Origin of the sequence: Rheinheimera salexigens, from assembly GCF_001752395.1 — a bacterium.
Taxonomy (GTDB): domain Bacteria; phylum Pseudomonadota; class Gammaproteobacteria; order Enterobacterales; family Alteromonadaceae; genus Alishewanella; species Alishewanella salexigens.
Window position 1 is genome coordinate 2604288 of sequence record NZ_MKEK01000001.1, and the last position, 13035, is coordinate 2617322.

The following is a 13035-nucleotide window of genomic DNA, read 5'->3' on the forward strand; positions in this document are numbered from 1 at the left end:
GACTAATCGGTCTGGGTAAGTTCACGTTGTAACTGTTCCATCGATTTGTCATCCTGACTTACCTCTTCTTTATCTTGCTGCACAATACGTAAAATGCGGGCAAGGTATTCTTGAGTATCTAGACTTCTAGCGGCGGTATGCTTAGCAGTAGGAGTAAATTGCTCAATGGCATCTGCACTTATAATGCCTTTTTCGGCTAATACCGCTTCTAAACTAGCTAAGCGCTCGCGCGTAACAGCCAGTTCTGTTGCTACGGCCATAGCAATAGACAGCACTTGCTCAACCTGTTTATCCGCTAAAAAATAAGGCCGTTGCCCTTTTGCCTTAGTGCCGGCTAAATCTAAAATATCTATATCGGCGCTACTTTTTTTGGTACTTGTATTCGCACTTGTCATTATTCTGTTCCTCAATGCTGTCAGCTGCTTTTTACTCGTTGTAAACCTAGCGGCTTATTTTTTCCAGAGACCAAAAGCATTCCAGACTGGTGCACGGCCGAAATCTTCGCCTGAATCACCGGCTGCAGATTTACCAAAAATTTTCTCATCAACTTTAGCGACCACACCAATTTCAAACATGGCTGAACCATCAAAACCGGCCTTATCTAGTTGCTCGGCAAGATCCAGATCATGCATAGGCCCCCAATACGGTTCGTTGTTGTAATAAGTATCCCAATCACGCATAAACTGTTCAAAAACACTTTTACCGTGATATTGCGGTTGCTCTAAGTGAATTGTTAAACCTTCAGGCTTTAGTAAACGCTGTACTGTCTTTAATGCTTTTGGCAGCATTTTATGTGATGCTTCATGCCAAAACATGGCTGAAGTAATAAGATCAAAGCTTTCATCTGCGTACTGCGGTAAAGATTCAACATTAGCTTGGACAAAGCTAATGTTATCAACACCCAGCGATTTAGCACGAGCATGGGCATAACGTAAACAGGGCGTAGCAACGTCAATAGCAATAACTTCTGCATCTGGAAACGCTTGGGCAAGGGGTACTGCATTATGACCAACCGTACAACCCAGATCTAAAATACGCTTAGGTTTAAAATTAGGGTGTTCGCTTTTAAGCCAGTTAGCTATGGCTTGGCCACCACCGTCACTTAATCCACCGAGTAAACCGGCTGTGGTAACAAATAAACCGACATCATAGCTAGCAGCTACGGTGACATCTTGGTCAAAATACTCTTGGTAATAACAACCTGGCTGGCAGTGAATATCAACTTGACTAATATTGACAGGTACTTCAATTGTTGAGTCAAGTTGTAACGTATCGCAACCTTTATTCAACTGTTCTACTTTTTTAGACAAAGCATCTGCTTGGCGTAATACCATTGCTCTACCTGTCTGATGACGCATTTCCATAGTGTTACGCCTAAGTGCGCTCCACAATTGGCAATAGCCATCTTCCATCATCACTTTGCGTACTTCATGTCGTGTTTCTGGCTCACGCCCGTGCTCTTTAACAAAAGCAGGATGAACATGTTTGTCATACACTTGGCGTAACCCCGGTATCACCCGGCTACTTAAATGCAGGTTTAAATGGGTTAATACGTTTAAACGCGCGACTTCATCGTGATTAGCTTGTGGCATGACGCCATGTTGGGTGAGCGCTCGCCATGAAGGCAGTGTCTTTACATTACTCATGACTGTCCTCTCTCGGTAATTTTATATTCAACTAGCTCATAAAAAGTTTGCATATAACCTTCTACGCCCGCCTTTAAAAACAAGTAATCATCATCAGCGGTACACCACAGATTATAAGGAGGATGCTCTTCAGGTAAATTACCGGCCGTATCCACCACCTGAAAATGCCGAGCTTTAAAAGTACCCGCTTTTACCGTAATAGTTTCTTCACCAACATACCGAATGCCAAAACCGGTTTTAAACAGTAATGGTCCAGTCGCGCCACGGTGATCAGGAGAAGTTAAGAATAGATCGGGGAAGAAGGTTTTACCCGGACCTTGGCTTAAATCGTACATGCGCATTAATAATGCGTCACCCACGATAGGGTGTGCTTGCAACCATTTTACTGGCGTCGAAATATCTACTTTTTGCGTAATACGACCATCGCGCTGATTATGACTTTCACACTCAACATAATTTGGCGTGAAACGCATCCAGCCCGAGCCTTCATATTTATCACCAACGCTAATGCGCACACTACAATCTATTGGGCTGGCATCTGGGTTCATGGCTAGAATAACGTCACGCACCACATTAGGTGCGTCATCAATTTCACAATGAGCATGTAATACTTTTACGTCATCAGACTGGGTAGTAATACTAAAGAACTCTCGACCCCGTTCTTGATCCATACGTTCAGGTTTTTTACTGGTATAAAGTATGGTGCCTTGGATAGTTCTATGTTTCATTCGATACTCCTAATCAGCTAATAGCCTTATTAACTTCATAGTGGAGCGAGGATTGCAAAGATGCGTTGATCTTTATCAATAACTGTAAATTTACGGATAGGAATAAAAAAACCCGCATTATTACACGGGCTTACACATTTACACTAAGCTTAAACTTGACTGTAATCAGGCAAGTAGACTTAGCTTTTAATGACTCTTTGGTGATACAAATGGTGCACCTGGTACATCCTTTTTATAAGTCGTCCAGCTAGTATCATTTGGTCTAGTATCATTGGTTGGTGGTGGCACACTATACTTTGGTGCTTCTGCAGCAATAAACGTTTTCATGGTGTCACTCACATCGTCAAACTTGGCAATTTTACGACCCGCAGCATGAATATATATACCGCCTTCACGACCACTCATCATCATAAACGGTAGCCAATCTGAAATTCTGACCCAACCAACTTGTACATCAGCTGTATCTGTTTTTTCATCTACTAGGCTGTCGATATCGCCTAAGAAGTTAAATAACTCTGTGGCATGGTATACGCCGCCGACTTGTTTCTGATAATCACCTGCAAGCGGATTATGATAAAACAACGGTACCGGTAAGGTTAGCCACCAGCGGTCATCTTGTTGTTTAGCCATAAATTTAGCCGCATAAGGTAAAACTTTACCGTTTTCATCGCGGTTAAATCTAACCGGTTGATTAACAGGATCGTTTAATACTTGGAATACGTCTACTTCTTCATTTGTCCAAGGATTAAGCCAAGTTTTAAGAGGCTTGCCAGTTTTTTTATCTTTATAAAGTAAAATTTCTCGAGTCACTAACTTAAAGCTTTTACCTTTTTTACCACCGTCAACGGTAGCACAAGCTCGGACACTATAACCTTCAACATCAAACAAATGCTGGTCTGGCTCACCCATACGACGAGAAAACAACTTACCATCCCAGCTAAAAAATACCGGTTTGTCATCAACAGTTGAACACTGAATTTTTCGCGAGACGGTGGTAGCACCATCTGGGGTATTTAAATCAATAGGTGCTGCATTTAGCTGAAAACTCATTAATGACGTTAAGCCAACCGCTAATGACAGTATGCGTAACGGTCTTACTTTTGTATGCTTGCTATTCTGCATGTTTTTGCTCCCTTAATAGAATTATCAGAGTAGATTGAAACAGAAGCAACTAGCTTTGATATAAGTCAAAGCTGCAGAAATATTAGTTAAGCTGCTGGCAAATAATAATTTATTTCCAGTAACTTTTTTATAAACTTAGCGCTTTTATTTAGCCTCTTATTTAGAACCTAGCACTTTCCAAATACCAGTACCCTGCATGGTAGAGCGCGTTTCGGTATAAAGTTCGCCTTCGGCAAAAATGACTGACCGAGTACTACGCTGAATGCGACCGCGACCATAAACTACATCGCCAAGTTTTACTGCGGCTAAAAAGTTAGTATTTAATTGAATAGTGGCAAACTGTTTATCATGCGTGAGTTCATCACCTATAGCGCGATAAATCACAAAATCCATCATAGCTAACGATACGCCGCCGTGTACTACACCTTGAGGATTTAAATGCTGCTCGGTTATTTCTAGCGCCCGGGTTACAACCCCCAGCTCCGTTTTTTCGTAATACGGCCCCGCTATAGCGCTAAAACCTTGCATGTCTTCACATAGTGTATAGCCAAGGCTTGCTAACTTGCTCATTAATCAAACTCCACTTTGGTTTTAGTAATAAAAGCCTGCGATGCTTTTTTAAAATCTTTTGAATCAAATGCTTGCTTAGATAACTGGCGTATTTCTGCTTGTTGCAATGTTGGATCGTCCATTAAATAAGCTAAGGTTTGCTTCATGCCTTGGATTGCACTACCACTAGCAGCAACTATGTCATGAATAAAGCTTTGTACTGCCGAATCTAACTCGTTTGCTGCAACCACTTGATGAATAAGTTTATTATTTATGGCTTGTTCTGCAGTTTGCGCTTTACCTAAATACAACATGGCTTTAGCGGTGGCTAAACCAACGGTTTGTACTAAGCGCTGCGTATCTTCAATACTGTACAATAGGCCTAGTTTGGCTGGCGTGATGGCAAAAGTGGCATGGCTAGCAGCAATTCTAAAATCACAACACAAGGCTATACCTAAGCCGCCGCCAAAACAGGCGCCATTTATGGCCGCTATCGTTACGCAAGGTAAGCGCTGCAACTTTAACTGTGCTTGCTGCACAATATCGTTGTTTTGTTGTAATAACTCAGGTGACGCTAGCATTTCTGTTAGTTCGGCAATATCCGCACCGGCACTAAAAGCTTTGTCGCCCTCGGCTTGGATCACTACAACACGTGGCTTAATATCATTGGCTAATTGATCACAAAAATCAGCTAATTGCTGCCACATAGCTTTATTCAGCGCATTGCGCTTATCGGCTCTATTGATGGTTATTTTGGCAATTTTGCCGGCTACACTCAGCGTAATTGTTGACATTTATCAAAATTCTCATAGTTGAAATTCGTTTATAGGCCAATTCAGTGCTTTAGCGGATACCATAACACTAACGATTCATTTATTGTGATACCACGTTGCAAAGGTTGCTGACAACATTTCAATGCTGGTTGATTTGCCAGAAAGCAAAAGCAACAGCAATTAGGTAAAGGCACAGCTATGTCTGAGTATAAAATGCCAGCGCAAACACTCACGCAAAAGATAGTTACTAAAGCTAGCCAGAAATCACATATAACGCAGATGAACTGGTTAACTGTAAAGTAGATTTAGTATTAATGCATGACTCTATCGAGCCAAGACGGCTAAAAGTAGAGTAGAAGAATTAAATATTTCAAAGTAATATGCAAACGATAGCTATAAATTGATACAAAGCAACGCTCTATCAATTTAAAGGCCTTAGTATTAGATAAAGTATTAGATAAAGTATTAGATAAAGTATTAGAACAACAATAATGACAGCATAAAAAATATAAAGGTCTAACTATGAAAAAATTATCTTTAATCTTAGCGGCTGTTAGCATCTTAGTGACAGGTTGCTCTGAGCCAACAGATAGCAGCGCGCAAGTTAGTGCCTCAGCAACTGCAGTAGCCGACCCCGCAGTAGTAGCAAAACAACAGTTGCTTAATCAAGGTAAAAGTCGTGCGATAAGTTGTACGGCCTGTCATGGTCTACAAGGTATTTCTAATGTTGCTATGTACCCGTCTTTAGCGGGCCGTGATGCTGCTGAATTAAAGCAATTACTAGTAGCCTATCGCACAGGTGAAAAAGTTAACCCGCTAATGTCACCGCAGGCGAAAGCCTTATCTGATGCCGATGTTGACTTATTAGCCAAGTATTTTTCTGTTTTACCGGCAAAGTAAAACTAGTTTTTAGGCTTTAGTTTTGAGTGCCTATTTAAATCCTTAGCTTTGTTATAATGCGTGCACTTCACTGTGCACGCATTATAATTTTTGCTTAGTCTGATATTTGTCAATTGGTAGCTAGCCACATTGTCGTAGTATTTTAGCACCTATGTCTGCTATTACAGGTGTAAAATGCAAACTTCAAATAAAACCGCTAAAGAAATTTATTTAGATGTAAAAAACAATCCTGCTAGAAAACGCTTTGGTTTTGGTAAAAAAGCCGTTTTAGTCAATGTAGATCCACAAAAAGCCTATACCGCTGTGGGCAAGTTCGCTACGGCTTATGAAACCGACCCGAATCAAATTGATTATATGAACCAATTAGCGATTGAATGTCGTCGCTTAGGTTGGCCGGTAGTTTGGACTTATGTTGCTTATATGGATTCAGGCGAAGATGCTGGTATTTGGGGCACCCGTACTGACACTCCTGACTCGCTACAAAATATTAAATTTAATTCAGAGCGCTCAGAGTTTGATGATCGAGTACAAATCGACGAAAAACGTGATGTTGTTTACTGCAAAAAAATGCCCTCAGCTTTTTTTGAAACTCAATTACAATCATTACTAACCTGGCACCAAGCCGATACTGTAATTATTACCGGTGGCTCTACGTCTGGGTGTATTCGCGCTACTGCTGTGGATTCATTATCTCGTGGTTATCGCACCATAGTGCCTGAAGAATGTGTGGCTGATAAGCATGAAAGCTATCATTACGCCAACCTAACCGATATGGCATTAAAGTATGCTGACGTATTAGACGTGTCTGAAGTGCTAGATTGGCTTAAGCAACAACAATAAGGCAGGAGAATACAATGAAAGCAGATCCAGGCTTTTATGATTACTGGCCCTATCAAGATAGGCCGAAAATCCGTTGGCCCGATGGCAAAAAACTGGCTTTTTGGGTTGCACCCAATATCGAGTTTTATGAGTTGAATCCGCCAGAAAACCCGCATAGAAAAGCCTGGCCTCAGCCTTACCCTGCGATACAAGGTTATGGTATTCGCGATTATGGTAACCGTGTCGGCCACCAGCGCCAAATGGCATTACTCGATAAATATGGTATCCGTGGTTCGATAAGTTTATCCACCGCTTTATGTGATCACCATCCAGAAATTATTCAGATGTGTAAAGAGCGTAACTGGGAGTTTTTCAGTCATGGTATTTATAACACCCGTTATACTTATGGTTTATCTGAGCAACAAGAACGCGAAATGATCCGCGATTCTATGGAAACCATTTATCGTCACACTGGCCAACATTGCGCCGGTTATCTTGCGCCAGCACTGTCGCATTCAGAATTAACCTTAGATTTATTTGCCGAAGTTGGCACCGAACTGTTTGGTAATAACGCTGGGTTTTATACCTGCGATTTATTTCATGATGACCAACCTACTCCTATTAAGCTGCGCAGTGATAAGCGTTTTGTGTCTATACCTTACTCCCTAGAAATGAACGACACCATCGCTTATGTAGTAAACAAAGTAGAGCCGCGTCGCTATGGTCAAATGTTAAAAGATAATTTTGATCGTTTATATCAAGAGGGCGAAGAGTCCGGCACCATCATGTGTATACCCACCCATAACTATCAAGTTGCCTGCCCACACAGAATGAAGGCATTTGAGGAAGCGTTGGATTATATCACTAGTCATCCTGATGTTTGGGTGACAACAGGACGTGAAATTGCTGATTATTATCACGAACATTATTACGATGCTGCCTTGGCCGATATCAGCGCTAAGTTAGGAGCCAATAAATGACAGATAAAGTGTTCGACCCCAATAGCCCCTTACACTATCCATTGCGCCGGTATGGCATGGACCACGATTTATACAACTGGTCAATGCTAACGGATAGGCCAAAAGTGCAATGGCCTAACAATAAACCCTTAGCGGTTTGGGTGAATATTAATTTAGAGTTTTTCCCGCTAAATCAAAAAGGTGTGCCATTTAAAGTTCCCGGTGGTATGACTATGCCCTACCCCGATTTACGCCATTATAGTCTGCGTGATTATGGTAATCGGGTTGGCTTATTTAGAATATTAAAAGCATTAGATAAGTTTAATATCACACCGACATTTGCGGTTAATACAGAACTCGCAGTGCGTACACCATACTTAGTGCAGTTACTAAAATCGCGTGGTAACGAAGTGTTATGTCATGGCTGGAACATGGATAGCCTGCATCACGGCAAAATGGACCGAGCCGACGAGTCTGAACTGATTTCTCGTTCGGTTAATCAATTAAGAGACTTAACCGGCCAAGCCGTAACCGGTTGGCTCAGCCCAGCAAGAAACCAAAGTCAAAACACCCTAGCGTTATTGGCTGAAAATGGCATTAGTTACTGTGCTGACTGGGTAAATGACGATATGCCCTACCGTTTTAAACAAGAGAATTTATGGGCTATGCCGCTTTCAACCGAATTAGAAGACTTTTATATACTGGGTAATAACCTACATAGTGAAGCGTCTTACGTTGAGCAAATAAACGATGCATGCGATTTTTTACTGCAAGAAGCCGCTACACAAGGTGGCCGAATGCTAACCTTAAATATTCATCCTTGGCTGCTGGGTCAACCTCATCGTATTCAGTACTTTGAACAAATATTATCGCGCTTAAGCCAGCAGCCCATTTGGAGCGCTTCGGCTAGCGATATCTTACACGCTTTTTCTGAGCAGCAGACTGTGGCGAAAAGTTAGTTATTTTCACGGGGCTATGGTACGTGCCTATACTTTTTAAGACAGCGCCATTAAAAAAAGCCCAACTTAAGTTGGGGCTTTTTTTATGCTTTAGATATCATAGCTATATAGTAAGACTTATAGTGGTTTAACGGCACCAAAGAAACCTACGGTTAAAATAATCACCCAATAACAATACGCTAAACGGCGACCAAAACGGATACTGCGCTCTAACCTATCTTCCACTTCTTGGTTTTCACCTTCTTGGGCTAATTTACGGAATAATTCTGTCCATTCCCGCATAATAAAGCGTAATAACAGGCCGATAACTAACGCCATAGAAAATAACAATATTTTAATCGAAAACCATTTTTGGCCATCAGCAGCATTAAACGGCCCTTCGCCCATTAATGACGCTATAGAGGCAATTGCTAAAGCCGGTATCACAAAGTAACGAATAGACTCATCCGCCTTGGTTAATTTTAAACCGGTATCTGACTCACGATAGAAAAACGCTGACCAACATAGCGCTAACCATAAACCAAAGAAAACCCACATTCCCATTAACCATGGGCCACCGTAAGGTTGCACGCCCCATAGATTACCCATATGGAAACCTAATGGAAACAGTAATAAAATCCCGGTACGGGCAAGAATATCAATGCGGTACGCAGTTTCCATATGGCGCTTACGTTCGCTCATCGCTAACTTACGATTAATGACATTGTAAGACGTTTGGAATACTCCCCATTCACCACCAAGCCAGTACACCATAGCCACAATATGCAGCCAACGTAGTATTGGTAATTCATACGTTACAAGAAAATCCATTATTAGGCCTTATTATTGGTTATTTCCTTGGCAGAATAATGCAGGCTATCTTGGTTCATCATTGACAGAAGTCAAAAGCGGCTTTAGCCAAACAGCAGCAACTAGATGCATTGATAAAAGGCAATTGCTTAGGCAGATTTGTGATTGAAAATAATCCCCAGCCCGTTAGGTGATATTAATAAAAACCATTATACTGTATTTATATACATGTATAGAGGTTTCTATGTCAGCCATTTTTATTGCTAATGCTTATAGCACCCAAAAATTAGCCATCCCCTTTTTTAGTAGTAAAATTCAAGCCGGTTTTCCGTCTCCGGCACAAGATTATATTGAACGCACCTTAGATTTAAATGAGCTATGTATTCGCCACCCTAATGCCACTTTTTTTGTTCGAGTTGAAGGTAACTCTATGATTGAAGCCGGTATTATCGAGGATGATGTATTAGTGGTTGATCGTTCAATAAAGGCCCAACATGGCGATATTGTGGTTGCTGCGGTGAGTGGTGAATTTACCGTCAAGCAACTTTGTACTAAACCTAGCTTGCAGCTTATTGCTCGCAATAAAGCTTACCCGCCTATTAGCTTAACTGAAGGCGATGAATTGGATATTTTTGGCGTAGTGACCAATGTTATTCGGCAGATAAAGCGCTAATTGGCTGTGATGAAAAGTAACAGTATTAAAAATAAGAGTATGCCAAGCACCATTTTTGCCTTAGTCGATTGTAATAACTTCTATGCCAGTTGTGAAAAGCTATTTCGACCCGACTTAGCCAATACCCCAGTAGTCGTACTATCAAATAACGACGGCTGTATTGTTGCACGTTCCAAAGAAGCCAAGCAACTAGGTATTAAAATGGGTGTGCCGTTATTTAAAGTACAAAAAGAGATGCGCCAGCATGGCATAGTCGCGTTTTCATCTAACTATGCCCTGTATGCTGATATTTCGCAGCGGGTAATGAGCACCTTAGAAAGCTTAACCCCAGCGGTTGAAGTGTATTCCATTGATGAAGCTTTTGTCGATTTAACCGGTATTGAGCCACTGCAAAACTTGAATGATTTTGGCCTGATGCTGCGTGATAAAGTACAAAATTGGGTGGGTATTACGGTTTGTGTCGGCATAGCGCCAAGCAAAACCTTAGCTAAACTGGCCAATTATGCGGCAAAGAAATGGCAAAAAACTGCAGGAGTGGTGGATTTAACCGATCCCATACGCCAACGTAAACTACTCGCGTTAGTACCGGTAAATGAAGTCTGGGGTATAGGCCGTAAACTGAGTAAACGCTTAGAGCTATTAGGCATAACCACTGCGCTACAACTTGCCGATGCAGATGCTAAGTATATTCGTCAGCATTTTTCTGTCGTCGTCGAGCGCACAGTACGCGAGCTTAATGGCGAGTCTTGCATAGAGTTAGAGCAGGTAATACCGACCAAACAACAAATTATTAGTAGTCGCTCTTTTGGCCAGCGTATTACTTGTAAAGAACAAATGCAGCAAGCGATCAGCGAATACGTCAGCCTAGCCTGTAAAAAATTGCGCCAGCAAAAGCAAGAGGCAAAATACTTAACGGTGTTTATTCGCACTAGCGCTTTTAACCAACAACATGACCTATTTAGTAATAGTAAAAGTATCGCCCTAGACACCCCTAGCAGCGACACCCGAGTGTTTTTAGCTAAAGCTAAGCAACTATTAGATATGTTGTGGGTTAATAATTTTAGCTATGCCAAGGCTGGTGTCATGCTGACAGATTTTTATAATCCCGGCCAACACCAACTTAACCTGTTTACAGCACCAGCGGATAAGCAACAAGCCAACCATAAACTGATGCAGCTAATAGACAACTTAAATGCTAAACAAGATAAAACCATTTGGTTTGCTAGCCAAGGCGTGAAACAAGCGTGGAGTATGAAGCGTGAACACCTATCGCCCGCTTACACCACTAATTGGCGTGATTTACCCATCGTAAAATAACACTAGCTACAGTAGGTTTTGCCTAGACTACTTACTCTTTTACTTGAATTATTGCTGCGGCAAGCGATGGCCAAATCTCATCCGCAGTTTGTTGCTGCTCTGGGGTTAATTCTTGGCCAGATAACACTAAAATTTTACGGCCAATGCGAGCCGCAGACGCCGCTTGCATATCAGAGCTTTTATCACCCAGCATTAGGCTTTGTTGAGGATTGATAGCGTAGTCACGTATGGCTTGTTGCAACATACCCGCTTTAGGCTTGCGACATTCGCAATCAATATTATACGGGGCTAGGCCTTTTTCAGCATGATGTGGACAGTAATAGACGGCATCTATTTTGATGCCCTCATCGGCAAACTGTTGCTTCATCCAGCTAGTTAATAAGGCAAACTGGTGTTCGGAATAATAACCGCGCGCAATGCCTGATTGATTAGTAACAATAATCAGTAAATAGCCTAAAGCCTGCAGATGCCGACAAGCAGCAAAGACACCATCAATAAAATCAAAATGCTCTGGTAGATATAAATAGCCATGATCTATATTAATCACCCCATCACGATCAATGAAGGCGGCTTTATGCAGCCCACTGGCTATTTCATCATCTACACTAGCTTGTGTTGCTATTGCTAATTTTACATTAGGCTCTGTCATTACAATCCTTGTTGTTTAATAACCGTATCCAGCATGGTTGTTACTTGTGCGATTTGAATATTAGCCATTAAATGCTCGCCCTTAACCCGCTTGCCAAACTTTTGTTCAGCCGCTGTTTTGCCGGTTTGTTGCAATAAAGCTTGATGATAAACCTCTACTACATAATGTTGATATAAATACGGCCCGGTTCGCGCCGGATTACTATGAGCATATAAGCCTATTACCGGCGTGCCTACTGTTACCGCCATATGGGCGGGTCCGGTATCTGGCGCAATGACAACCGCAGCTGTTTTTAGTATAGCTAACAACTGCTTTAAATTGGTTTTACCCACTAAATCAACAACACTCGCTTGGGCATAACCAACAATGTCATCACGTAATTGTTGCTCCATCGCTGTTGGCCCGCCACAAAGCACCACTTGAAAGCCAAGCTTAGTGGCATAGTCAGCCACCGCGGCATAACGCTCGGCTAACCAGTTGCGCTCGGCTTTAGATGCTGCAGGGCAAATCACTAAAAAACCGCGATGGTTGTCAGCGTGACTTTTATCTCGCTTTATTCTATCTCGATTTAACTGTAACGCTTGTTCAGATTGCAGTGTTGTCTCGGCCCAAGCAATATCCGCCTCAGCTATGGGCATTTGCCATTGTGGTTTATCAGCGGCATTTTGCAAAAATGGCACGCCAATTTTACGGGCAAAAGCGGCGAAGCCTTCTAATACATGGGCCTTACTTTGCGCCTCGATACTTTCGCGCATAAATAAACCATGCAGCTCTTTAGCCCGAGCTTTATCAAAACCTATTTTGCGTTTAGCTTTAATCACTAACGAGGCTATATTGGCCCGCAGCGCTACTTGCATATGCAATAAGACATCAAACTGTCGGCCTTGTAAGCTGTGCTGTAAATTACGATACGCCTTTAAGCCACATTTTTTATCAAAAATTATAAACTCTACGCCCGGTAAATCCTTGAGTAACATGGCCTCAACTTTACCCAAGATCCACGTGATCTGCGCGGCAGGATAATAGCGCTGTATCGCTTGCACTGCTGCCACCGCATGGCACACATCACCAATAGCCGATAAGCGTAAAATGCAAATAGACTCTGGAGGCGTGATGGCATTCAAACCAAGTTTTGAGGAATATTGCACCATC

15 protein-coding genes are annotated in these 13035 nt (G+C 42.0%); 6 read left to right on the forward strand and 9 right to left on the reverse strand.

The features are described from left to right. Positions 1 to 2 precede the first annotated feature (2 nt). The 6 genes from BI198_RS11745 to BI198_RS11770 all read right to left on the reverse strand — a co-directional run bounded on the left by BI198_RS11745 (position 3) and on the right by BI198_RS11770 (position 4839). Positions 3 to 395 (reverse strand): hypothetical protein, encoded by a 393-nt coding sequence (locus BI198_RS11745; RefSeq protein ID WP_070049716.1) that lies wholly within the window; start codon positions 393 to 395, stop codon positions 3 to 5. Positions 396 to 449: 54 nt separating this feature from the next. Next, a complete protein-coding gene (locus tag BI198_RS11750) occupies positions 450 to 1646 on the reverse strand; it encodes a class I SAM-dependent methyltransferase (protein ID WP_070049717.1) in 1197 nt (398 codons plus the stop codon). Next, a complete protein-coding gene (locus tag BI198_RS11755) occupies positions 1643 to 2374 on the reverse strand; it encodes a DUF3108 domain-containing protein (protein ID WP_070049718.1) in 732 nt (243 codons plus the stop codon). The genes BI198_RS11750 and BI198_RS11755 overlap by 4 nt, the downstream gene beginning before the upstream one ends. A gap of 186 nt (positions 2375 to 2560) precedes the next feature. Continuing rightward, complete coding sequence (locus BI198_RS11760; RefSeq protein WP_070049719.1) at positions 2561 to 3496, reverse strand: DUF1838 family protein; 936 nt, start codon at positions 3494 to 3496, stop codon at positions 2561 to 2563. 156 nt (positions 3497 to 3652) lie between these two features. Further along, positions 3653 to 4066 (reverse strand): PaaI family thioesterase, encoded by a 414-nt coding sequence (locus tag BI198_RS11765; RefSeq protein WP_070049720.1) that lies wholly within the window; start codon positions 4064 to 4066, stop codon positions 3653 to 3655. Continuing rightward, positions 4066 to 4839, reverse strand: a complete 774-nt coding sequence (locus BI198_RS11770; RefSeq protein WP_070049721.1) for an enoyl-CoA hydratase/isomerase family protein — start codon at positions 4837 to 4839, stop codon at positions 4066 to 4068. The genes BI198_RS11765 and BI198_RS11770 overlap by 1 nt, the downstream gene beginning before the upstream one ends. A gap of 501 nt (positions 4840 to 5340) precedes the next feature. Here BI198_RS11770 and BI198_RS11775 point away from each other — a divergent pair. From BI198_RS11775 to BI198_RS11790, 4 genes are all read left to right on the forward strand, one after another. Then, positions 5341 to 5718 (forward strand): c-type cytochrome, encoded by a 378-nt coding sequence (locus tag BI198_RS11775; RefSeq protein WP_070049722.1) that lies wholly within the window; start codon positions 5341 to 5343, stop codon positions 5716 to 5718. 174 nt (positions 5719 to 5892) lie between these two features. Then, the gene (locus BI198_RS11780; RefSeq protein WP_070049723.1) at positions 5893 to 6558 is read left to right on the forward strand and encodes an isochorismatase family protein; all 666 of its coding nucleotides are present in this window, start codon (positions 5893 to 5895) and stop codon (positions 6556 to 6558) included. Between the two features lie 14 nt (positions 6559 to 6572). Beyond that, positions 6573 to 7517: a polysaccharide deacetylase family protein gene (locus BI198_RS11785; protein WP_070049724.1), complete on the forward strand. Its 945-nt coding sequence runs from the start codon at positions 6573 to 6575 to the stop codon at positions 7515 to 7517. Beyond that, entirely contained in the window at positions 7514 to 8455 is a 942-nt protein-coding gene (locus BI198_RS11790) for a polysaccharide deacetylase family protein (protein ID WP_070049725.1), read from the forward strand. Before BI198_RS11785 ends, BI198_RS11790 begins: the two co-directional genes overlap by 4 nt. A 117-nt stretch (positions 8456 to 8572) precedes the next feature. On the opposite strand, the gene BI198_RS11795 is transcribed toward BI198_RS11790, so the two are convergent. Then, positions 8573 to 9265: a hypothetical protein gene (locus BI198_RS11795; protein ID WP_070049726.1), complete on the reverse strand. Its 693-nt coding sequence runs from the start codon at positions 9263 to 9265 to the stop codon at positions 8573 to 8575. A 223-nt stretch (positions 9266 to 9488) separates the two neighbouring features. On the opposite strand from BI198_RS11795, the gene umuD reads away from it, so the two are divergent. Together umuD and umuC are read left to right on the forward strand one after the other, a co-directional pair. Beyond that, a complete protein-coding gene (umuD, locus tag BI198_RS11800) occupies positions 9489 to 9917 on the forward strand; it encodes a translesion error-prone DNA polymerase V autoproteolytic subunit (protein ID WP_070049727.1) in 429 nt (142 codons plus the stop codon). 39 nt (positions 9918 to 9956) lie between these two features. Next, entirely contained in the window at positions 9957 to 11234 is a 1278-nt protein-coding gene (umuC, locus tag BI198_RS11805; protein WP_070050854.1) for a translesion error-prone DNA polymerase V subunit UmuC, read from the forward strand. A gap of 31 nt (positions 11235 to 11265) precedes the next feature. Here umuC and gmhB read toward each other — a convergent pair whose 3' ends face one another. Then, a complete protein-coding gene (gene gmhB, locus BI198_RS11810; RefSeq protein WP_201243495.1) occupies positions 11266 to 11883 on the reverse strand; it encodes a D-glycero-beta-D-manno-heptose 1,7-bisphosphate 7-phosphatase in 618 nt (205 codons plus the stop codon). Then, positions 11883 to 13034 carry a glycosyltransferase family 9 protein gene (locus BI198_RS11815; protein ID WP_070049728.1) on the reverse strand — a complete coding sequence of 384 codons (1152 nt, stop codon included), beginning with the start codon at positions 13032 to 13034 and terminating at the stop codon, positions 11883 to 11885. The genes gmhB and BI198_RS11815 overlap by 1 nt, the downstream gene beginning before the upstream one ends. Position 13035: the final 1 nt, after the last annotated feature.

Excerpts from the sequence above, each read along its gene's own strand:
- BI198_RS11745 (WP_070049716.1), bottom strand. The coding sequence starts at position 395 with ATGACAAGTGCGAATACAAGTACCAAAAAAAGTAGCGCCGATATAGAT.
- BI198_RS11750 (WP_070049717.1), bottom strand. The coding sequence starts at position 1,646 with ATGAGTAATGTAAAGACACTGCCTTCATGGCGAGCGCTCACCCAACAT.
- BI198_RS11755 (WP_070049718.1), bottom strand. The coding sequence starts at position 2,374 with ATGAAACATAGAACTATCCAAGGCACCATACTTTATACCAGTAAAAAA.
- BI198_RS11760 (WP_070049719.1), bottom strand. The coding sequence starts at position 3,496 with ATGCAGAATAGCAAGCATACAAAAGTAAGACCGTTACGCATACTGTCA.
- BI198_RS11765 (WP_070049720.1), bottom strand. The coding sequence starts at position 4,066 with ATGAGCAAGTTAGCAAGCCTTGGCTATACACTATGTGAAGACATGCAA.
- BI198_RS11770 (WP_070049721.1), bottom strand. The coding sequence starts at position 4,839 with ATGTCAACAATTACGCTGAGTGTAGCCGGCAAAATTGCCAAAATAACC.
- BI198_RS11775 (WP_070049722.1), top strand. The coding sequence starts at position 5,341 with ATGAAAAAATTATCTTTAATCTTAGCGGCTGTTAGCATCTTAGTGACA.
- BI198_RS11780 (WP_070049723.1), top strand. The coding sequence starts at position 5,893 with ATGCAAACTTCAAATAAAACCGCTAAAGAAATTTATTTAGATGTAAAA.
- BI198_RS11785 (WP_070049724.1), top strand. The coding sequence starts at position 6,573 with ATGAAAGCAGATCCAGGCTTTTATGATTACTGGCCCTATCAAGATAGG.
- BI198_RS11790 (WP_070049725.1), top strand. The coding sequence starts at position 7,514 with ATGACAGATAAAGTGTTCGACCCCAATAGCCCCTTACACTATCCATTG.
- BI198_RS11795 (WP_070049726.1), bottom strand. The coding sequence starts at position 9,265 with ATGGATTTTCTTGTAACGTATGAATTACCAATACTACGTTGGCTGCAT.
- umuD (WP_070049727.1), top strand. The coding sequence starts at position 9,489 with ATGTCAGCCATTTTTATTGCTAATGCTTATAGCACCCAAAAATTAGCC.
- umuC (WP_070050854.1), top strand. The coding sequence starts at position 9,957 with ATGCCAAGCACCATTTTTGCCTTAGTCGATTGTAATAACTTCTATGCC.
- gmhB (WP_201243495.1), bottom strand. The coding sequence starts at position 11,883 with ATGACAGAGCCTAATGTAAAATTAGCAATAGCAACACAAGCTAGTGTA.
- BI198_RS11815 (WP_070049728.1), bottom strand. The coding sequence starts at position 13,034 with ATGGTGCAATATTCCTCAAAACTTGGTTTGAATGCCATCACGCCTCCA.